This window comes from Deferrisoma sp. (assembly GCF_054681715.1).
Genome location: NZ_BAAHFQ010000001.1, coordinates 1 through 20,699 on the forward strand (window position 1 = coordinate 1; position 20,699 = coordinate 20,699).

Annotated in this window: 18 protein-coding genes; 6 read left to right on the forward strand and 12 right to left on the reverse strand. The window is 66.9% G+C overall.

Going from position 1 to position 20,699, the window contains the following annotated elements:
- The 4 genes from ACY0I8_RS00005 to ACY0I8_RS00020 form a co-directional block, all read left to right on the forward strand.
- Nucleotides 1-739: acyl-CoA dehydrogenase family protein (locus tag ACY0I8_RS00005; RefSeq protein WP_461393068.1), on the forward strand; the 739-nt coding region annotated here is incomplete at its 5' end.
- 110 nt (nucleotides 740-849) lie between these two features.
- Nucleotides 850-1,038, forward strand: coding sequence for a type II toxin-antitoxin system HicA family toxin (locus ACY0I8_RS00010; RefSeq protein WP_461393155.1), 189 nt, complete (start codon nucleotides 850-852; stop codon nucleotides 1,036-1,038).
- Nucleotides 1,039-1,040: 2 nt separating this feature from the next.
- Nucleotides 1,041-1,445 carry a type II toxin-antitoxin system HicB family antitoxin gene (locus ACY0I8_RS00015; protein WP_461393069.1) on the forward strand — a complete coding sequence of 135 codons (405 nt, stop codon included), beginning with the start codon at nucleotides 1,041-1,043 and terminating at the stop codon, nucleotides 1,443-1,445.
- Nucleotides 1,446-1,802, forward strand: coding sequence for a hypothetical protein (locus tag ACY0I8_RS00020; protein ID WP_461393070.1), 357 nt, complete (start codon nucleotides 1,446-1,448; stop codon nucleotides 1,800-1,802). It begins immediately after the preceding gene.
- Between the two features lie 80 nt (nucleotides 1,803-1,882).
- On the opposite strand, the gene ACY0I8_RS00025 is transcribed toward ACY0I8_RS00020, so the two are convergent.
- The gene (locus tag ACY0I8_RS00025) at nucleotides 1,883-2,293 is read right to left on the reverse strand and encodes a tetratricopeptide repeat protein (RefSeq protein WP_461393071.1); all 411 of its coding nucleotides are present in this window, start codon (nucleotides 2,291-2,293) and stop codon (nucleotides 1,883-1,885) included.
- Between the two features lie 930 nt (nucleotides 2,294-3,223).
- Here ACY0I8_RS00025 and ACY0I8_RS00030 point away from each other — a divergent pair.
- Together ACY0I8_RS00030 and ACY0I8_RS00035 are read left to right on the forward strand one after the other, a co-directional pair.
- A complete protein-coding gene (locus ACY0I8_RS00030; RefSeq protein ID WP_461393072.1) occupies nucleotides 3,224-3,433 on the forward strand; it encodes an AbrB/MazE/SpoVT family DNA-binding domain-containing protein in 210 nt (69 codons plus the stop codon).
- Nucleotides 3,430-3,807 (forward strand): PIN domain-containing protein, encoded by a 378-nt coding sequence (locus ACY0I8_RS00035; protein WP_461393073.1) that lies wholly within the window; start codon nucleotides 3,430-3,432, stop codon nucleotides 3,805-3,807. Before ACY0I8_RS00030 ends, ACY0I8_RS00035 begins: the two co-directional genes overlap by 4 nt.
- Nucleotides 3,808-5,076: 1,269 nt before the next feature.
- Here the strand turns inward: ACY0I8_RS00035 and csb2 are convergent.
- The 11 genes from csb2 to nifJ form a co-directional block, all read right to left on the reverse strand.
- The gene (csb2, locus tag ACY0I8_RS00040) at nucleotides 5,077-6,504 is read right to left on the reverse strand and encodes a type I-G CRISPR-associated protein Csb2 (protein ID WP_461393074.1); all 1,428 of its coding nucleotides are present in this window, start codon (nucleotides 6,502-6,504) and stop codon (nucleotides 5,077-5,079) included.
- 11 nt (nucleotides 6,505-6,515) lie between these two features.
- Complete coding sequence (gene cas7g / locus ACY0I8_RS00045; protein WP_461393075.1) at nucleotides 6,516-7,637, reverse strand: type I-G CRISPR-associated RAMP protein Csb1/Cas7g; 1,122 nt, start codon at nucleotides 7,635-7,637, stop codon at nucleotides 6,516-6,518.
- Nucleotides 7,634-8,533, reverse strand: a complete 900-nt coding sequence (cas8g2, locus tag ACY0I8_RS00050) for a type I-G CRISPR-associated protein Cas8g2 (RefSeq protein WP_461393076.1) — start codon at nucleotides 8,531-8,533, stop codon at nucleotides 7,634-7,636. Before cas8g2 ends, cas7g begins: the two co-directional genes overlap by 4 nt.
- Nucleotides 8,530-11,280: a type I-G CRISPR-associated helicase/endonuclease Cas3g gene (gene cas3g, locus ACY0I8_RS00055; RefSeq protein WP_461393077.1), complete on the reverse strand. Its 2,751-nt coding sequence runs from the start codon at nucleotides 11,278-11,280 to the stop codon at nucleotides 8,530-8,532. The genes cas8g2 and cas3g overlap by 4 nt, the downstream gene beginning before the upstream one ends.
- Nucleotides 11,281-11,748: 468 nt before the next feature.
- Nucleotides 11,749-12,735 carry a helix-turn-helix transcriptional regulator gene (locus ACY0I8_RS00060; protein ID WP_459940752.1) on the reverse strand — a complete coding sequence of 329 codons (987 nt, stop codon included), beginning with the start codon at nucleotides 12,733-12,735 and terminating at the stop codon, nucleotides 11,749-11,751.
- A gap of 156 nt (nucleotides 12,736-12,891) precedes the next feature.
- Nucleotides 12,892-13,293 carry a type II toxin-antitoxin system VapC family toxin gene (locus ACY0I8_RS00065; protein WP_461393078.1) on the reverse strand — a complete coding sequence of 134 codons (402 nt, stop codon included), beginning with the start codon at nucleotides 13,291-13,293 and terminating at the stop codon, nucleotides 12,892-12,894.
- Nucleotides 13,290-13,538 (reverse strand): CopG family transcriptional regulator, encoded by a 249-nt coding sequence (locus tag ACY0I8_RS00070; RefSeq protein ID WP_461393079.1) that lies wholly within the window; start codon nucleotides 13,536-13,538, stop codon nucleotides 13,290-13,292. Before ACY0I8_RS00070 ends, ACY0I8_RS00065 begins: the two co-directional genes overlap by 4 nt.
- A 75-nt stretch (nucleotides 13,539-13,613) precedes the next feature.
- Complete coding sequence (locus ACY0I8_RS00075; RefSeq protein ID WP_461393080.1) at nucleotides 13,614-15,047, reverse strand: 1-acyl-sn-glycerol-3-phosphate acyltransferase; 1,434 nt, start codon at nucleotides 15,045-15,047, stop codon at nucleotides 13,614-13,616.
- A gap of 97 nt (nucleotides 15,048-15,144) precedes the next feature.
- Nucleotides 15,145-15,804 carry a DUF3047 domain-containing protein gene (locus tag ACY0I8_RS00080; RefSeq protein WP_461393081.1) on the reverse strand — a complete coding sequence of 220 codons (660 nt, stop codon included), beginning with the start codon at nucleotides 15,802-15,804 and terminating at the stop codon, nucleotides 15,145-15,147.
- Nucleotides 15,801-16,793, reverse strand: coding sequence for a dihydroorotate dehydrogenase-like protein (locus ACY0I8_RS00085; protein ID WP_461393082.1), 993 nt, complete (start codon nucleotides 16,791-16,793; stop codon nucleotides 15,801-15,803). The genes ACY0I8_RS00080 and ACY0I8_RS00085 overlap by 4 nt, the downstream gene beginning before the upstream one ends.
- A 316-nt stretch (nucleotides 16,794-17,109) precedes the next feature.
- Nucleotides 17,110-20,688 (reverse strand): pyruvate:ferredoxin (flavodoxin) oxidoreductase, encoded by a 3,579-nt coding sequence (gene nifJ / locus ACY0I8_RS00090; protein ID WP_461393083.1) that lies wholly within the window; start codon nucleotides 20,686-20,688, stop codon nucleotides 17,110-17,112.
- Between the last annotated feature and the right edge of the window lie 11 nt (nucleotides 20,689-20,699).

A 20,699-nucleotide genomic window follows, 5' to 3' on the forward strand; every position in this document is an offset into this window, starting at 1 on the left:
CCGCACCCGGGCCGTCCTGGACGGCAACGAGTGGGTGATCAACGGCAGCAAGATCTTCATCACCAACGCGGCCACCGACATCACCGGCGTGATCGTGGTGCAGGCCGTGACCGGCAAGAAGAGCGACGGCCGAAACGAGCTCTCCTGCTTCCTTGTGCCGGCCGATGCCCCGGGGCTCACCCGCAAGGCCATGCACGGCAAGATGATGTGGCGGGCCTCCAACACGGCGGAGCTCTACTTCGACGACGTGCGGGTGCCCAAGGACGCTCTCCTGGGCAAAAAGGGCGACGGGTTCCGCCAGATGCTCTCCACCCTCGACGGCGGCCGGCTCTCCATCGGGGCGATGGGCCTCGGAGGGGCCCAGGGGGCCTTCGAGCTCGCGCTGCGCTACGCCCAGGAACGCCGCCAGTTTGGCCAGCCGATCTTCGAGTTCCAGGCCATCCAGTTCAAGCTGGCCGACATGGCCATGGAGATCGAGGCGGCCCGGAACCTGCTGTACAAGGCCTGCTGGCTCAAGGACAACGGCCGGCCCTTCGGTAAGCACGCCGCCATGGCCAAGCTCTACTGCTCCGAGGTCATGGGCCGGGTGGTGGACGCAGCCGTCCAGATCCACGGGGGCTACGGCCTCATGCGCGACTACGACGTGGAGCGGTTCTACCGCGACCAGAAGCTCCTGACCATCGGCGAGGGCACGAGCGAGATCCAGCGCCTCGTGATCTCCCGCCACCTGCGCGACTGATCCCCCAGCACGACGAACCGACCCACGGCCCGGGCTCGCCCGGGCCGTTTTTCATTGGGAACGTAGCGGCCATCTTGAAGGGGCTGCTCGTGGTGTGTAGTATACACACCATGAGCAGCGAGGAGGTGATCCGCCGCTTGCGAAGGGAAGGGTGGGTGCTCCACCACGTGAAGGGGAGCCACCACCAGTTCAAGCACCCGGAAAAACCGGGAAAGATCACCGTGCCCCACCCGAAGCGGGACCTCCCGGTGGGCACCCTTCGCTCGATTTTTCGGCAGGCGGGATGGGAGTGGAGGTAGACGTGCGTTACGCGGTGGTGATCCACAAAGACCCAGAGAGTGATTACGGCGTGACGGTACCGGATCTTCCGGGTTGCTTCACGGCGGGCTCCAGCGTGGAGGAGGCGCTCGAGATGGCCCGCGAGGCGATTGAGTGCCACCTGGAGGGGCTCATCCTCGACGGGGAGCCCGTTCCTGCGCCACGTCCCATAGAAGAACATCAGGCCAACCCGGAGTACGCGGGAGGAGTGTGGGCCCTCGTGGACGTGGACTTTTCCGCGTTGGACGACCGGGTGGAGCGGGTGAACATCACGCTGCCCAGGCGGCTGCTCACGCTCATCGATGCCCACGCCAAGCGCCACGGCGAGACCCGGTCGGGGTTCCTTGCCCGTGCGGCACTCGAAGAGATGCGTCGTCCTCACGAGTAGATGGGGTGGAGGAGACACACGCGCTCGCTGCTTGAGGTCCTGGCCGCCCAGGCCGGGGTGCTCGTCCTGAGCGGGCCGCTGGGGGTTGCCGTGGGCACCCTGGTGGCCGCGGTCGTCACCCTCGTGGCGGCCCCGGGTCGCGGGGAGGGGGGCTGGGGGTTCGCCGGGGTGTTTGCCCTGTGGGGGCTGCCCCTGGGATACGGGTTCTCCTACCTCGTCTTGTCGTTTGCGGCCTGGCGGGTTTGGTTCCGGAGCCGCCTCGAGCCCGGCCGGTTCCTGCTGGCCTGGCTCGCGTCTCTTGCGCTCCTGTCCCTCGGGTGGGTGGCATGGAGCATCGTGGCGGGGTACCTGCGGTGAGCGGGGCGGCGAAGCGGTGGAGAAGGCTCCGGCTCTCCCGGCGAAAAGCGGCCCGGGCGTCGCCCGGGCCGCTTCGCACGCTATAGCAGCCGGTAGGGCAGGGCCCGCTTCGTCCACGGGCTGTCCGGGTAGTCGGCCGCGAGCTTCTCGTAGGCCTCCTTCAAGGGCTTGGGGTCGCCGGTGTGCTTATACCGGGCCACCCCGCGCACGAAGATCGCCTCGGGAGCCGCGTCGGACTTGGGGTACTGGGAGAGCAGTTCGTCGAGTTCCTTGAGGGCGGCCTCGAACCGTTCGGCGTCGAAATGGCACTTGGCCGAGCCCAGAAGGAGCGACGGGATGAGCTCCTCCGGCGGCAGGAACCCCAGGGTCCGGTGGTGCTCGGTGCCGTCCCGGTCGAGGGTGACCAGGGTCGGGGTCCACTTCACGTTGAACTGGCCAGCGTAGGGCTGGGCGTCCGACGGGATCCGAAGCGGCACCATCCGGGTGGACACGAACTCGGCGACGGCTTCCTGTGGATACGTGACCGCATCCATCTGTTGGCAGCCGATTCACCCCGGGTTAAAAAAGTCGAGGAGTACCGGTTTGTCCTCGGCCTTCGCCCGGGCCACGGCCTTCTGAAAATCGGTTTCCCACTGGATCTGTGGCATGGTCGCTCCCTCCTTCGTTGACGAGCGGGGTCGGATGGACCACCACTGTGCCAGAGGAAGCGGGCCTGTCAAGCCGACCGATCGTGTCGGAGTTTGGGGCGGCGAACCGGGGTAGGACGGGAGAATGCGTGGGGGCGTGGCCTCGTCCGCGGGGGTCAGGTGCGCAAATGGAAAGAACAACTTGCAAACCGCACGAAAGGTCCGTAGCCGGTCATCCTGAGCCGCCGCGATATGACCCGGGGCCTCCTCGAGAACGCCGCCGGGTGAGGCCGGTGGTCCTGGAGCACCTGGAGGCATCCATTTCCGAGAACGAGGAATGGGGGCGACTCCTGGCCGAGTGAGGCGGCTTCGTTCCTCAGGGTGTGCCGCGCACCACGTCTCCCCGTTCGTGCTGGCCCAAGCCCGACCCTTCCGTCCCTTGAACGACTGGTAGTTCGGGGGGGCCCAACGACGCGTATCGGTTCCCGATGGGGCTCCTGGAACGCGGGGAGAGCGACTACGAGCACCTGTTCCCGTGGATCCGGGAGCACATGGTGCGGTTGCACGCTGGTTGACTCACGGCCCCCGTCGCCCCCCAGGACGCCCTTCGTCGCCCCTGGCATGCCAGGGCGTTCGCCGGGCCCGAACCGGGGGCCCAAACAACTTATGAAACCGAACAACGTCCCCCCGATCCCTGCTGGTCTCCGGATTTTCTGGCGAAGGGGGGGTGGCGACCTTGAAGTCGCGGTGTTTTCCCATTACGCTTTGAGTATCGATCGCAAGGAGGTAAGAACAATGCACGCGGCCACCCTCACGTCCAAGTTCCAGATCTGCATCCCCAAAGCCGTGCGAGAGCGCCTGCGGTTGAAGGCGGGCCAGCAGTTCGTGTTCGTCACCAAGGGCGACACCATCAGTCTGGTGCCGAAGCGGGACATCCGGGATCTGCGAGGCGTCCTGCGCGGAGCCGATACCCGCGATGTGCGGGACCGGAGCGACCGCGGTTGAGCGTCGTCGTGGACACGAGCGGGTGGATCGAGTGGCTCACCGACGGGGCCCTCGCCGACCGCTTCGAACCGTTCCTCACCCAACCCGAATCTGTCGTCGTTCCCACTGTCGTCCAGTACGAACTCCACCGGTGGATCTGCCGAGAACGCGACGAACCGACCGCCCTGGAGATCATCGGGGCAACCGAGCAGGGCACGGTGGTCCCCCTGGACACGTCTCTCGCTCTCCTGGCCTCGGACCTGGCCGCCCACCACCGCCTGGCCATGGCCGACGCGATCGTGTACGCCACCGCCCAGCAAGCCCGCGTCGACCTCGTAACCTGCGACGCCCACTTCAAAGACCTTCCCGGAGTGCGATTCTTCGAGAAGGTGTGACCGGCACGCCCTGCACCAACATCCGCGGGGGGTCCCTGAGGAGTTCTCGCGTTGAGGATCCGGCGACCCGACGGCGGATGGCCTCCCCACGGGCAACCCTGGCCGGTGCACCACGTGGGTGCACGCCGTGGCAGCCGCAAATACTCGAATAGTCATGGGACGCCGTAGCGTGGAAAACGGCGAGGTCCGGGGTTCGCCGAGGGAGAGGGATCGCCGGCCCTTCCGTTCCAAGGACTCGTGTGCCCTGAAGCCGCACAAAACCACAAGATTCGATAATTATTAGATATTTTTCTCATTGGCGGAGGACCTACGGAGTGTCCCGCCTGTCACCCCGAGGAACATCTCGCGGTCCTTCTCGTCGCGAAAGATCGCCGCCCCCTTGAGGCCCCGGGCCATCACGTGTTGCACCACCCCCAACACGTCCAACCGCGCCATCCCCGGCATCACCACTCTCGCTTGCCGGCCGCTGAAACCCAAGGACCCGCCCCGAACAACTTCATAACTTGTCAACGTTATCGATCCCACACGTCAGCAATGTGCCCATCGCCACCCCTCCACGCTTCAATGGGGCCGCGGCTCTACGGCCGCGGATACCGCCGTGGACCAGATTCGGTTCTGCTGGACCAACAACGCGCTTCAATGGTGCCGCGGCTCCTACGGCCGCGCATACTTCGATCGAAACCTGCTGGTGCGGGCGGTCGAGGAGCTTCAATGGGGCCGCGGCTCCACGGCCGCGGATACCTCGTGGCCGAACTCCAGCAGGGCGACGCCTACACGCTTCAATGGGGCCGCGGCCCTACGGCCGCGGATACGTCCCGGGCTCCACGTAGTCGAAGCAAAGCCCGTACTCGCTTCTATGGGGCCGCGGCTCTACGGCCGCGGATACGGGCCGAACTCGGTGTAGATGCGGCGCTCCGTGATGCTTCAATGGGGCCGCGGCTCTACGGCCGCGGATACACTCTGAAGCAGTACGGTAACTACATCACGATTACCGAGCTTCAATGGGGCCGCGGCCCTACGGCCGCGGATACCTCGTCGGCCGGCGGGATGATGAGCCGGCCCTTGGCGCTTCAATGGGGCCGCGGCTCTACGGCCGCGGATACACCGGGCCCGGGGCCCCCAGTGCCACAGCTACGCCTAGCTTCAATGGGGCCGCGGCTCTACGGCCGCGGATACGCGACCACCAGGAGCACGCCATCATGATCGGTGCGTCGCTTCAATGGGGCCGCGGCTCTCCGGCCGCGGATACCCCTGACGACTCTCCCGCGTTTATCGGGTGCCCTCCGTCCTTGCGAAGACACCCAGGCCGCAGTGCCGGCCGGCCCCCAGCGCCACCGGGCCCGGAATCGGCTCCCGAAAACCGAGTCGCACGTGCCAACCCGGAAGGTGCCTGAGGTAATGCGGCCGACGATACAGGCGCGGGTGCTGCGACCCGGGCCAGAATGGTGCCTTCCGCAGCGTCAATTCAGCCAGGGCGTCAAGTGGGTAACCCGCCTGGGTGATGGCCTTGAGGAGCAACTTCTCCGCCTTCCCATGTTTTCCATCATCGAACCCGGGCGGGAACACCGGCGTCACGGTGGACCAGTCCCGACCTTCTCCGACATACCGATCTAGCATCGCCTTGGACGTGCTCGAGCGGAGATCGAGGAGCACGCCCCGCTCATTCCCCGCGTTGTCGCGCAGGACCTGATTCGGAAGACGAGCCCGCGCCCAGCGGGCGTGCGAACCGTCTCCCCCATATGGCTCGGCGAGCAAGAGGCGGCGGATCAGACCGTCGGCGTGCTCGTGGCCGATCGACGGAAGGGGTAGATAAGAGAAGCGAGGTGGTGTCGCGCCGTTCTTCTCGGTAACGTGCCCCGCTACGTAGGTCGCCGAGCCGCCTGGAAATTCATGCGTATCCGCCTTGGCACAGGCGCAGGCCAGGGAGCGAAGCATTGCGGCGACCTCGCTCGCCGCCTCTTGGCGAAAGGCGACACCCGCTGGGAGTTCGAATGCCGCGTAATGGCGGGGCGGCATCGTCGTGCCTGTCAAGTAGAGAACCGTGTCGAACTGCCTGGGTTTGCGGGGTGGATGGTATGTGCCGCGGTCGATGCGTTTAGCGAACGACTCGTAGCACTGCTCGAGATCCTCAAGGGACCCTTGGCGGGGAATGCGCCACACTCGCCCCCCGCTTCCTGCTGCACGCCACGGACGCCACCGCTGGCCAGGAAGGCGGGCAACCTCATCGCCGCTGAGGATCCAGCCGTCACCGATCGCCTGATCAATGCCCCAGCCCAAAGCGACGATGTGGCGTGCCTCGCGGCAGATCGCCTCCGCGTGCGAAGCGTTGTCAATTCGCCACACGTAGTAAATTGTGTTCCCCTCGATCAGGCGGTGGGGGTGCGCGACCTTGCTCGTCAAACGCTCTTGGCGTTCGAATACAGCATCGCTGTCGTTGTTCGGGACGAAAAAGGTATATTCCGTGGCCTGCCGCGCCTCGGGGGCCACGATCAGAGGCGGTCCCTGGCGCTCCAGCCACCGGAACGCGGCTGCACGACTTTCCTCCCACCTCGCGCCCCGACATCCCGTGCGTGCACCTGCGAGCAGCGCCTGGAAGAGGCGCATCGGAGACGGGGGCCACTCGGGCTCGCCATCATCGCCCTTGCCGTGGAAGAGCGGGTCGAGCAAAGTCACTGAGATGCAGAGATGGCGGGTCATCTTGCCATCACCTACTCGGAGCCCTTCTTCGTTTTTTTTCTGATCCTCTCGAGCGCTTCCTCCGTGATCGCCCCCTGCCTGAGCAGTTTCTTCGCGTCTTCCCCCTTCATGGTGAGGATCTCCTTCGCGATCTTCTCCTTGAATTCGCCAGTTCTGTCCTCGCCCACACGGAAAGACTCGGCCGCTGCCGTAGCAAAAGCCAACGCTTCCTCGTGAGCAATCGTGTAGTTTTCCCTGGTTCCGTCGTGTTTCACCACGGTCCACTGCGTTCCTCTTTGGGGGTCGGCTACCAACTCGCATCCTTCGCGTAGATTTGGCTCCTGCGGTGCGGTGATAGCGACCAGGGACAAGCCGAGCAGGTAGCGCCGGAGTCGCATCGTTCTTTCCCTGTACGGCGCCGCGACCGCGCGGAGGGCCGCAAGGTTGAGAATGGCGTCTCGCCGGATCTCTCCCCGGACCCTTACACCGCCATGGGTCCGGGCCGCTGGAACGTGCGCTAGGCCGAGTTCGGCCTTGAGCCCTCTCGTTGTCACTTCGGCCTCTCCCTCTTCGAGGATCTCGCCGGCGATGGTCGTGTATTGGGCAGACCGGGTCAATTCGTCCACGTCGTACGCCCGGATCACCGACCGTACGATGCGAGGCAGCTTGACCTGTGTGGCGCGCGAGTCCCACGCCCCGAACACAATCGACGTGGGCGCGATTTTCGCGAGTGGTTCTGCATCGCCATTCTTCCGGTAGGCGTCGAAAGCCGAAAAGAGATCCCCCCCAAGCGTCGAAAAACGAACGATCGCGTCCGCTGCCCGGTGACCGGCATCCAGCAGATGAACGGTGCGTGTGCCGGCCTTGATGGTCACCTGGGGCACGAGGTGCTTGTACTTCTTCCGCTTGAAGATGGGTTCCATGCGGTTGGCCTGCGATCCGACGCTGTCGATCTGGCAGACGTTCGACCCGTCGTTGAGTGGGTCGATGTTATAACCCGCTTTGTTCTGTTCAAGCGGGTACGTCGGGGGGAAGATCACAGCGTCCTTTCCCTCGACGGGTTCCAGCCACTGGCGCATGACGAGGGCAGCAACGTCGCTCTCGTCTACGAGCCAGTCATCAAAGCGGGCCGCCTCGTTTCCTTGTTTGTTCATGTGTCACCTCCGATCTGGGTTGCAATGCCGAATGCCTTATACCGTTTCTGGTCGTCTCTGAACTGAAGGCGGAAGCGGAAGCCTCTCGTCCGCACGAGCGGGACCGCTCCGCAGGCGACCGCAGCGGCGACAGAGACGCCCAGCGGTTGTGTCCACGTAAAATACTCAAACCACCATCGTTTCCCATTGACCGGTCGGGGCCGAAAGCGCTGGAGGCCGATCAGGGCCAACAGTTCCGTGAGAGGCGCTGCCATCGCTCGTAATCGCTCCTCGTGCTTATCTAAGGAGAATCCGGCGTCGAGAGCGTGGGCGAATCTCTCCGCATCGAAGTAGAAGGGCTCAACTTTCTTTCCCTTTTCATCGTGGAGGAGACAACGATACTCGAACGGGCGGGCGTCCTGGATGGCTTTTTCAATTTGTCTGTGTAGCGCAGAGACCATCCGAAGCACCTTTTGCTGGCCCGCGAAGGTCTTGGGGACGTCGTCGGAATTCTCCTCCCACCAGCCGATGCGGAGGTTGAACGGCTTTCCAACTCTGATGGCCCCTTCTCGCTGCCGCTTGCCCAGGGATTTGCGTCGTTTTTCCTCTTCGCTAGAAAGTGGTCCCCCTTCGTTTGTGGGGTCCCGCTTCCTCTTCTCCAGATTATCCAAATCCTGTCTCTCTTCCTCCGACAAGTCTCCTTCTAGATTGGCCCTCGCAAGTTGAGCCACGATGTCTTTCAGGCCGCACGGCTCTCCGGCTGTGCCGATACAGAACGCGTTCCCGTCGCCATCGAACCATCCCTGCGCCCCACGCCAGAGGCGGTGTGCGACCTCCAACAGCCCGCAGCACGCAAAGAACTGGCCCGGATTGGTCAGGTCAACGGGGACCGAGAAGCGGGTTTCGCACTTACTCACTTCTGAGCCTCCCCTCTCTGGGGCCCTGCAACAGCCCCCTCAGCGACTGCTCGTGAGGTAGCGACGTCGGCACAGCGCAACAACGACTCCAGCCACGCCAACCCCCAACGACCGAACCGCCTTTGAAGCCGCTCGTATCGGCGCATCACTTCGACGGCGGCTTCTTCGTTGTCGGCGGTGGTACGAGTGCTATCGAACGACCTGGGCGGGAAGTGAGGCCTGGCCCAGCCGTGGTGCGCGGCGATGAGGTGCAGCACGAGATCTCGTTCAGGGTGATTCTGGATGCTTGGGTCCCTCTTCGCGTCAAGCAGCGAGCCAAACTCGTGCCGGTAGCCTCCGAGCGCTTGGGGATGTAGATACCTCTCGGTCTTGGCGACGGGCTCCCCACCTAAGTCATTTCGGGCATATCGCTGCCACACCCGACGATCTTTGCCCTTGTCGTGCCATCGCGCGGCGGTGACCAGCGCTTCGCGAATCGCGTTCGGTAGGTTCAACTGTTTGGCAATCGCGGATATCCGGTCGGCGATTGCTCGGCCGTGTTCCTCCAGCGTCTGGCGGGCGCTGGCCGTCTCCGGGTCTTCCAAAGCTGATCGCCGCGGGGATACGAACAGCACGAGGTCGACCGATTCGCCGTTTTCCTCGCTCTCGCCGGATCGGGTCAGCTCTACGCGCACCTTTTCGCGCAATCCACGCGGAGGACCATTTTGGATTTCCCCGGAGTCGAGCCGCTCGAATCGGGCGCTGTCCGCCGAGGTCCGGCACAGCCACCTTTGCCGTTCGTCAGGGTCTGGCCCCGTTTCTGCCACATCCACTGCGGGGGAATGGAAGTCGGGGTCGAGCATGCCTTTCTCGTTAACCCCGCCGGCTTCAACCGGGAGCACGAGTGTCCTGTACTCCAATCGCGCCTCGTTCTCCTTTTGGACGATCTCCGAGAGGTTGCACCACTCTGCGCGCCCGCGCTCGTCCAGCAGGACAACAGGAAAGTCCAGGTCCTGGTTGCTCTCCTTCTTCCGACGCTTCTTCAGAAGTTTCTCAAGCGCGGCTCTTACCCGGACGGTTCGGCCACGCAGTCGTTCTCGGGATTCGACACGGCAGGCGAGGAACCAGGCTCGGAGTCCGGCGTCCGTAACCTGGGCCTTGGCGAGGGGCGTGACCTCCCGCCGCCAAGCGACATGAGTCTGGGGGGGATCCTTTGTGAGCCCGTGAAGAAAGGCCGCCACTTCCGGTACGCCCGGCATCTTATCGACACTCGTGAGCGACCAGCCGTCAAGCAGAATGTCCGTGAGCTGCGGGGCCTGCGGCGCTGGCGAAAAGGCGCTTTCACGCTCCGCGGCATCCAGTCTTGCGAGGAGTTCCCGCACGTTTCCGGGGCTGACATCAATGCCGTCGGTTTGCTCTCCGCCCCATCGCTCCAGAATGCGACGCGTTGCCGCAATGGCCCTACCGAGTTCGGACCCATTTCCTTCCTTCGGGGGCTCTACCACCACGTCCACATGAGCCTCGCGATCCGTACCGCCCCGACGATTGACCCTCCCCAGGCGTTGGATCAGGCTGTCGAGCGTCGTCAGGTCACAGACCATGTGATCGCCGTCCAGGTCAATGCCCACCTCCCCCGCGGACGTACTAACGAGAAACACGGTCTGGCACGGCGTCGTTCCATCGAGGAAGTGACGAATCACCCGGGCTGCGGAGTTCTTTGGCGGCTGTCGCAGCAGTTGGTCGCGCTCGTAGCCGCGGATCGTTCCGGTGAGCACAGCGACCCGCTCTGCGCCACCTGCCCCTAATTTCTTTGCGAGCTCCACGGCAAGTTTCGAGGCTTGCTCCGGAGAGCGGACATAGATCAGGACCCTCTCGCGACCATCTTTGTAGGCGAGGGTGCGCTCTACGATCTCCCGGGTCAGCTCCTTCTGCTTGGCGGGATGCAGGCGCAGTCGCTTCGATGCATTCAGTCGATCTCGAACGATCCTGTCTTTGCTGTCTTCCTCCTCTAACGTGACCCGCACGCCGCTCGTTCTCCGCGATGTGGCGGACAGCTCCAAGACGCGGATCGGGCGCACGATAGCGCCGTCCCGGCTGTGCTGCCGCTGTTCCTCCGCCACGCCACTCAGAAGCTCGCCGAACACCGGCGTGAGGTGCGCCTCGTCATGCACAATCAACGCGTCCTGCCCGATGAGCCCCGCGTGATGCGCGCGACCGTACCGGCCGTCACCATAGCCACTGAAGAGCAGCTTGCTGCCGATCATGTCGATGGTGCCAACGACGATTGCCGGCCGTGCGGGGTCGGCCTTCCATTCCTCGTTGTCGGCGAGTTCGCCTCGCAACGTGCTGACCGCCACAGGGGGCGGCCCCGCGGTTCCCAGTTGCTGAAGCACGTGGGCTAGCCCGCGCAGCCGTTGTCTGTGCTCCCTCCAATCTGCGTGATCGGGTTCTACGAGCCGGGCCCGCATTCGCTCGACGACCTCGGTTGCCTGATCGACGACGGTGCGCCGGTTTACGATGTAGACAAGACGCCGGGGCAGCCGCAAAGCGCCCGCCTCGGCCTGTTGAGCCACGGCGAGAAGCCAGATCGGGAGCACGGAAGTCTTGCCAAGGCCGGTCGGGATATCACAGACTTCTGGCAGATCATTTTGGACAAATCTGGCGAACAGGTTACGCTGCCACCTCATCGGCCGGTAACCTGTTAGAGCGCAGAAGTTGCCCTCGAAATTGAAAAGAACTCTCTCGCTCATGCCGTTATTCAACGTCATTCCTGCTCCGACGGTTTAACTGTAGCGCTTTACGTTGTTGGATATGCTGGAGAGCCGGGAGTGGTTCCTACAGTCGCTGCATCCGGCACTCTGAAATTGCCCCGGTTTCACGGACAGTTTACGGCCGCGCTGTAGGCAGCCTTCCGGCGCTGCTCTTCCTCGTACCGCTCCCTGCATCCCGCGCTTTCCTTTCTGATATTACCGCGCCGGGGAGGCGTTCAACGAACTTTACCCTTCATTGCGGTCAGATCCTGTCCGATGAGCGCCTGACGGCGCGTGCGGACGGGTGGACGTTCGGACGTTGGACGTCTGGACATCTCAGGCCATAGGGGTGGGGGCCCCACACCGCGGCCGGGTTCATGGGCCATCCTTGGGCGACGTTGTCGCGCTGGAAGGCTGGAAGGCCAGAAAGCTGGAAGGCTCGGGCGTCCCGGAAGCAGGGGCGCCGATCACCGCGTCGCTCCCGGGTCACTGCCCATCCTCCTCGTTCCGCCCGTACCGTTCGGCCGTGGCCCGGGCCTGGGTGGCCACGTGGGCGCGGAGGTCCGGGGGGGCGAGGAGTTCGGCCAGGGGGCCGAACCGGAGTACGGTCTGGGTGATCTCGGCCTTGCCGCGCACGGGCACGCGCACCACGAGGTGGCCGTCGGAGCGCTCTAGCACCTCCTGCCGGGGGTGGAGGGGGCGGCGGGCCAGGTAGCGGGCGGCCCAACCCTCGAACCGCACCACGGCGTGGCCCTCGGGTCCCAGGAACACGCCGAGGCTCTTGGCAAACTCCTCCTCGGGGTCGAACCCGGCGGGCGGGGTGAACTCCTCGTCCAGGGGTTCGGCGTCCAGGATGCGCTCGGTGTGGAAGAGGCGCACCTGGTTTCGGAGGTGGCAGTGGGCCAGGAGGTACACCTCGCCGCCGTGCTGGCGCAGGAGGTAGGGGTCCACGACCCGCTCGGTGATCTCGCCCTCCAGGCTTTGGTAGCGCAGGCGCACCCGGCACCGGTCGGCGGTCTGCTCGGCGAGCACCCGGAGGATGTGGGGCAGGTTCTCGCCCGCGCTGGGCGGGGGGCGGTGGGACCAGGCGGTGGCGATGCGGCCCAGCAGGTTCCGGACCCCCGGGGGCAGGGCCTGGAGGAGCTTGGCCACGGCCGACTCCAGGGGGTGGTGGAAGGCGGGGTTCTGGAGGATCGCGGCGGTCACCGCGGCCTGGTGGAGAGCCAGGGCCTCGTCCAGGGTCAGGGGCAGGTTGGGAAGGGCTTTGGCCCGGGCCAGGCGGTAGCGGACCTCCCGGCCGCGGTGCTCCCGCTCGATGGGGAACCCGGCGGCCTCCAGGTCGTGGAGGTCGCGGCGCACGGTGCGCTCCGAGGCGTGGACGGCCCGGGCGAGTTCGGCGGTGGTGCGGCCCCACCGGGCGGCGGCGAGTTCCTGGAGCAGGGTCCACTGGCGGATGAGCTGGGTGGAAGCCACGGTCCCCCCTTTCGGGCCCTCGGCCCCGTTGGCTTCGGTGGACGGAACGCCCTCGGAACCCCCCGCGGTGGGGATCCGGGGGGATTCCCCTCTTGGTAGCAGATCGGGGAAAGGGTTCGCAAGGCTGCGGGGCATGCCGCGGGCCTCGCGTCGAAGTTAGGAAAGGAGCGTGAACCCTTCCTCCTCGAAGTGCCGGTCGAAGGCGAACGCCGCCGGGAGATCCTCTTCCCGGATGACGAGAAACGAAACCACGTCCACGAGGCTCAGCTGGCGGACCGAGCGCCGCAGCCACTCTTCCACCGCGAGCGCGTGAAGGGTTTCGTCCACCCACACCACCCGGAGAAGGGGAACGAACTTGTGCTGGAAGGATCGGGCGGCGTCGAGTCCGAATCGCCGGCCGAGCAGGGCAAAGGTTTCCACCAGGACGTACGAGGTGGTGAAGAGAGGAACCTCGTCCGCCGCGAGCCGGAAGAAGATCCGCTTCGCGGTTTCGTGGACCCGGTCGGCGGGGTTGAGGAGCCCCAGGATCGCCGATGTGTCCAGGAAGACGCCCCTCACTCGAGCGACTCCTCCAGGTATCGGTCGTGGTGTTCGGCGAGATCGGGGATGTCCTCCGGTCCCCGGAGGGTTCCGATCAGTTCCGCCGCTCTGGCGTAGAGACCTCGGAGGTCCCCCTCGGGGGCCGAGAGACTCCGGTCGAGACAGCGGCGAACGGCTTCCGCCAAGGTGATCCCCTCGCGCCGCGCGATGATCTGGAGCCGCCGGTGTTGCTCGTCGGTGAGTTCGATCTGCGTCCGCACCATGTCCGCCACCTCCATGGCGCCATCATAGCGCCCCGGGTCCGTGTGCGCCATCCGTGGGCGTTGCGGCACAGGAACTCAGCCCTCCTCCAGGTGGGCGATGCGGTTCGCGTACTGGACGAGGAGGGGTTCGTTGCGGATGGCGTAGCGGCCTCGGTCGGGCTCGCGGGCGACGAACCCCCGGCCCTCGAGGAGGGCGAGGGCGCCCGGGAACTCGCCGGCCCGCTCCGGGCCCAGGAGGGCACGGAACCGGGCCTCGGCCTCCTCGGGCCAAAACCACCCGGCCTCGGGCTCGCCGTGGCGCACGGCCAGGACGGCCCGGGCCAGGGCCGAGGTGGCCGGGGGCACGATGCCGGCCGCGATCCGGGCCACCAGGTCCTCGCCCACCCGGTCGGGGGAGTCGGAGTCGGCCGTGAGTTCCACGGGCTCGCCGAACCGGAGGTAGATCGGCGGGTCGCCGTAGCGCTTGTAGCTTCGGTCGAGCCGGGTCAGCTGGCTCACCAGATCGCGCCGGGAGATCTCGGCGCCGGTGCGGGCCGCCTCGATCTCCTCGTCCTCGGGCACCACGGTGTAGGACAGGGAGACCGGCACGGCCCAGGCCGTGCGGCCGGTGTCGGCCAGGTACTCCAGGAGGTCGCCCAGGATGCCCCGCTTGGGCCGGCCGATCCGGCCGTCCCGGGACCGGGTGCCCTCCAGGTAGAAGAGGAACGGTTCGTTGCGGTCCCACCCGTACCGCAGGTAGGCCGCGTGGACCCGGCGGTAAATCGGGTTCTGGAACCACCGCACGTTGTAGGGCCAGCGCTCCTCCTGCCCGATCTGCTCCCGCCGGATCTTGTAGGCGTTCATGGCCGGGAGGACCACGGTGGAGACCCCCCGGAACAGGTTGGCCCCGGCCGCGATGCGGGGCTGGGGGATCCCGCTGAAGTTCAGGGCGAAGCAAAGCGGCACGTGGTCGGCGTTGGAAACGTGGTTGGGCAGGAGGAGCACGGGCGCCCGGGCCGCGAGGTCCCGCACCCGGTCGAGCACGCCCTCGGCGGCCTCGACCACCCGGATGCTCTTCACAAAATGGGGGAACAATCGCCTCGCAATCGAGCGAAACAACAGGAAAAACGCCGGATCGAAGTCGGCGATCATGTCCTCGGCGTAGTACCGGGCCAGGTACCGCACGATGGCGGCCGTGTCGTCGAGGCGGGCGAGTTCGGCGTCGCGGCGGCGGTACCCGGCCGCGGCCGGGTGGTCGGGGGGGAGGCGGCGCAGTTGCTGGCGGAAGTACACCCGCTGGTACACCCGGGCCTGGCGGGCCGAGAGCGCGGCCTCGATCCGGTGCTCGGCGTAGTACGCCGCAACCGTATCCACCACGGCCTCGACGGCCTCGGCCTTGGTGTACCGGGTGCGGTTGAGGGCGAACCGGTCCACGGCCCGCCGCACCGCCGGGGCGCGGCAGGCCTTGAGCGCCCCGGCCAGGAGGCGCTCGGAGACGGTCTGGGCCAGGGGGACGAGTTTGGGGGCCACGGTGAAAGCCCTCGGTCGGGGGGCGGCGGTGTTCGGGTTCGGGCGAAGGGAGCTCGGGACTCCCGGCGGTGATTCTGGCCGGTCCGGCCGGCCGGGGTCAATCGCCGCCGCAGGCCGGGGCGTCGGCCGGTTCGATCCGCAGATCATCGTACCAGGCGGTCACGGCCTCGCCGGTCTGGTCGGTGTCGGTCATGAGGGCCACGGCCCCGGCCCGGGGCGGGTCGGTTCCGAAGGCGGCCCGGAAGTCCTCCACCAGGTTCCGGCGTTCCTCGACCCACCGGCCGACCCGGTCGGCCCCGGCCTCGGCCGCGATCATGACGGCGTTGGAGAAGAACGGGTTCGGCACGGGGCCGGGGAGCGGCCGGGTGGCCCAGATGTAGTTGAGGGTCTTCGTCTTCGGGGGGAACCAGTGGGGGAACACCACGTACACCCGGGCCGCGTAGTCGTCGCCCTGCTTGCGGGTGGGGTCGCTCCGGGCGACCACCCGGTCCACCCTCCAGCGCCACGACAGGATGGGATAGCGGCAGGGGTCGAACTCGAGCTCGTACACGAGCCCCGAGGCGCTCGCCCGGGCCTCGGCCCGGAGGGCGTGGTTGCCGTCGGGTTCGGCCACCACCTCGTACGCGGTGCGGCCCTGGAACCGCTTTTCCTCCCAGCCCGGCCCGAGCCCGGCCTCGAAGTCTTCGTGCCAAAGGGCGCCGGCCGCGGCCGCCGCGCCGGCCCAGAGGACGAGGACGAAAAGCCCCGGGGCTCTCACGGCCCGCTTCGGAGCACCCGGGCGTAGTTGGCCCGCACCAGGGCGGCCGGGTCCGGGGCCTTGGCCGCCGAAAGGGCGCCTCGCGCCTCGGCGAGGGAGGCGTAGCCCCGGCGCTCCACCCACGTCCGCAGCCCCTCGACCATCTCGGTCAGGCGGGCCGGGCCGTGGCGCAGGAGGGCCGAGGCGGTCTGCACCGCGGTGGCCCCGCACAGGAGCGCCTTGGCCGCGTCGTCGGCCGTGTGGACCCCGCCCGTGACCGCGAGTTCCAGAGGGACCCTTTCCCAGAGGAGGGCGGCCCACCGGATCCGCAGGCCCAGTTCTCCGGGGTCCGAGAGCCGCAGCCGGGGCACCACCTCGAGGCGGTCCAGGTCCAGGTCGGGCTGGTAGAACCGGTTGAACAGCACGGCCGCCTTGGCCCCGGCCGCCGCGAGCCGGTCCAGCAGGTTGGGCAGGCTCGAGAAGAAGGGGGAGAGCTTCACGGCCACCGGGATCGAGACGGCCCGGACCACCGAGGAAACCACCTGGACGACCCGGTCGTCCACCTGCTCCGGCCCCTCGGCCGGGTCGGTGGCCAGGAAGAAGACGTTGAGCTCCAGGGCGTCGGCCCCGGCCTCCTGGATCTGGCGGGCGTAGGCCGTCCAGTCGCCCGGGGCCGAGCCGTTCAGCGACGCGATCACCGGGATGCCCACGGCCTCCTTGATCGTCCGGACCCTCTCCAGGTAGGCCTCGGCCCCGGCGTCCGCCTCGGCCACGAGCCGGGGGAAGTAGGTCAGGGCCTCGGCAAAGGAGTTCTCGGCGGCCTCGATGACCTCCTGGCGCGCGGCCCGCTCCGCCTCGATCTCCTCGGCGAAGAGGCTCGGCAACACCAGGGCCGGCGCCCCGGCGTCCTCCAGGCGCCGGGCGCCGTCGGCCGTGGCCGTGAGGGGGGAGGCCCCGGGCACGACCGGGTGGGCGAGGGAAAGGCCGAGGTAGGTGGTCGTAAGGTCCATGGGAAGCTCCTTGCGGCTGGGCGGCTAGGCAGCCAGGCGGCTAGGCGGCTGAACTGCCGGGAATCGGGAATCGTTTAGCTGGGCGGCCAGGCGGCTCAACTGCCGTGAATCGGGAATCGTGAAATCGTGAATCGTTTGGCTGGGCGGCTAGGCGGCGAGGCAGCCAGGCAGCTAGGCGGCGACGGCTCCCTCGGGCAATCCCGCTCGATTTTCTCCGTGCTCTCCGTGTCCTCCGCGGTTTCCCCGAACGCCACGGTAGCGCAAAAAAAGGGCCCGTCAACCGACGGGCCCTCTCGGTATTTCCGGGCACGTGCCGCTACTCGGCGCTGCCGCCCTCCAGGCCGTGCATCTTGAGGTGGGCCAACTGCTCGTAAAGCGCGTAGTGCCGCCGCACCTCCTCCTGGGCCGCGGCCAGGAGTCGCTTGGCCCGCTCGGGGTCCATCTGCTGGAGCATCCGGTACCGGGTTTCCTGGTACACGTAGTCCTCGAGCGGGATCTTGGGCGGATTGGAGTCGAGCTGGAAGGGGTTCAGGCCCTGCTCCCGCCGCCTGGGGTCGAAGCGGTACAGCGGCCAGTACCCGGACTCCACGGCCTTCTTTTGCTGCTCGCAGCCGTAGCGCAGGTCGTACCCGTGGGCGATGCAGTGGCTGTAGGCGATGATGATCGAGGTGCCGGGGTACGACTCGGCCTCCACAAACGCCTTCACCGTGTGCTGGTCCTTGGCGCCGAACGCCACCCGGGCCACGTACACGTCGCCGTAGGCCATGGCCATGAGGCCCAGGTCCTTCTTGGGCTTGGCCTTCCCGGCGGCCGCGAACTTGGCCGCCGCGCCGAGCGGGGTGGCCTTGGACATCTGGCCGCCGGTGTTGGAGTACACCTCGGTGTCCATGACCAGGATGTTCACGTCGCGGCCCATGGAGAGCACGTGGTCGAGGCCGCCGTAGCCGATGTCGTAGGCCCAGCCGTCGCCGCCCAGGATCCACACGCTCTTGCGGACCAGGTAGTCAGCGAGCGACGCGAGCCGCCGGGCCGCCGGGTCGTCGAGGCCCGCGAGCTTCTCCTTGAGGGCAGCCACGCGCTTGCGCTGCTCCCGGATGCCGGCGTCCGAGGACTGGTCGGCCGTGAGGAGCGCCGTGACCAGGTCGTCGCCGATCTGGGGCGCCAGGCTCTTCAAGAGCTCTTCGGCCATCTCCTTTTGCTTGTCGATGGCCAGCCGGAATCCGAGCCCGAACTCGGCGTTGTCCTCAAAGAGCGAGTTGGACCAGCTGGGGCCGAACCCCTCGTCGTTCGTAGTGTACGGCGTGGTCGGCAGGTTCCCGCCGTAGATCGAGGAGCAGCCCGTGGCGTTGGCGATCAGCATCCGGTCGCCGAAGAGCTGGGTCATGAGCTTCACGTAGGGGGTCTCGCCGCACCCGGCGCAGCACCCCGAGAACTCGAACAGCGGCCGCCGGAGCTGGCTCCCCTTCACGTCGGCCTTGAGGATCGAGGGGTCGAGGTCGGGGATCGTGAGGAAGAAGGCCCAGTTCTCCCGCTCCTGGTCCCGCAGGGGAATCTGGAACTGGAGGTTGATGGCCTTCTTCTTCGGGTCGGCCTTGTTCTTGGCCGGGCAGGTCTGCACGCACAGGCCGCACCCGGTGCAGTCCTCGGGGGCCACCTGGATCGTGAATTTCTTACCCTTCCAGTCCTTGCCCTTGGCGTCGGCCGATTTGAAGGTGGCCGGGGCGTTTGCGAGCACCTCGGGGTCGTAGATCTTGGGCCGGATCGTGGCGTGGGGGCACACGAACGAACACTTGGTGCACTGGATGCAGGTGTCGGGGTCCCACACCGGGATCTCCAGGGCGATGTTCCGCTTCTCCCACTGGGTCGTTCCCGTGGGGAACGTGCCGTCGGGGGGCAGGAGGCTCACCGGAATCTGGTCGCCCTTCATGGCCATCATGGGCGCCTCGACCTTCTTCACGAACTCGGGCGCCTCGTCGGAGACGATGGGCGGCCGGGTGCGGGTGGCCGTGACCCGGCCGGGCACCTTGACCTCATGGAGGTTCGCCAGGGTCTCGTCCACGGCCTCGAAGTTCTTCCGGACGATCTCCTCGCCCTTCTTGCCGTAGGTCTTCTGGATGGCGCCCTTGATCTTGGCGATGGCCTCGTCCCGGGGCAGCACCCCCGAGATGGCGAAGAAGCAGGTCTGCATGATGGTGTTGATGCGGCCGCCCATGCCGGTGTTCTTGGCCACCTCGTAGGCGTCGATCACGTAGAACTTGAGGTTCTTCTCGAGGATCTGCTCCTGCATCTCCCGGGGGAGCTGGTCCCAGACCTCGTCGGGGCCGAAAGGCGCGTTCAGGAGGAACACGGCGCCGGGCGCGGCGAACTCCAGCACGTCGTACTTGTCCACGAACGAGAACTGGTGGCAGGCCACGAAGCTCGCCTTCTTGATCTGGTAGGCGCTGCGGATCTGCCGGGGCCCGAACCGGAGGTGGGAGACGGTCACCCCGCCCGACTTCTTCGAGTCGTACACGAAGTAGCCCTGGGCGTAGTTGTCGGTCTCCTCGCCGATGATCTTGATGGAGTTCTTGTTGGCGCCCACCGTGCCGTCGGCCCCGAGGCCCCAGAACACGGCCCGCACCACGTCCTCCGGCTCGATGTCGAAGGCCGGGTCGTAGGGCAGCGAGGTGTGGGTCACGTCGTCGTTGATGCCCACGGTGAAGTGGTTCCTGGGCGTGGCCGCGGCCAGGTTGTCGAACACCGCCTTGACCATGGCCGGGGTGAACTCCTTCGAGGAGAGGCCGTACCGGCCGCCCACCACCCGGGGCCGTTCGGCGTAGGGGGCCGTGCCGGCCGCCTCGGCCTCGGCCAGGGCGGAGACCAGATCGGTGTAGAGGGGTTCGCCCACGGCGCCGGCCTCCTTGGTGCGGTCGAGCACCGCGATGCCCCGGACGCTCCCCGGAAGCGCGGCCATGAGGTGCTCGGTGCTGAACGGCCGGTAAAGCCGGACCTTCACGAGGCCCACCTTCTCCCCCTGGGCCACCAGGTGCTCCACGGTCTCGTGGGCCACGTCGGCGCCCGAGCCCATCATCACGATCACCCGCTCGGCCTCGGGGTGGCCCACGTAGTCGAACAGGCGGTACCGGCGGCCGGTGAGCTGGGCGAACTGCTCCATCACGTCGGCCACCACCCCGGGGCAGGCCAGGTAGAAGGGGTTACAGGCCTCCCGGGCCTGGAAGAACACGTCGGGGTTCTGGGCCGTGCCCCGGATCTTGGGGCGTTCGGGCGAGAGGGCGCGCTCCCGGTGGGCCCGCACCGCCTCCTCGTCGATGAGCGATCGGAGATCGTCGTCGGTGAGTTCCTCGATCTTCGCCACCTCGTGGGAGGTGCGGAACCCGTCGAAGAAGTGGAGGAACGGCACCCGGGCCTTGAGCCCGGCCGCGTGGGCGATGGCCGCGAGATCGTGGGCCTCCTGCACCCCGTTCGAGGCGAGCAGGGCGAACCCGGTCTGGCGGCAGGCCATCACGTCGGAGTGGTCGCCGAAGATGGAGAGAGCGTGGGTGGCCACGGTGCGGGCCGACACGTGCATGGTATAGCTCGTGAGTTCCCCGGCGATCTTGTACATGTTGGGGATCATCAGGAGCAGGCCCTGGCTCGCCGTGAACGTGGTGGTGAGCGCCCCGGCCTGGAGCGCGCCGTGCACGGCCCCGGCCGCGCCGCCCTCGCTTTGCATCTCCACCACGTGGGGCACCGTGCCCCAGATGTTCTTCTTGCCCACGGCCGACCATTCGTCCGCGAACTCGCCCATGGGCGACGAGGGGGTGATCGGGTAGATCGCGATCACCTCGCTCAGTCGGTGGGCCACCGAGGCGGTGGCCTCGTTCCCTTCGATGGTGAGCCTTCTGCGCTGGGACATCGGTACCTCCT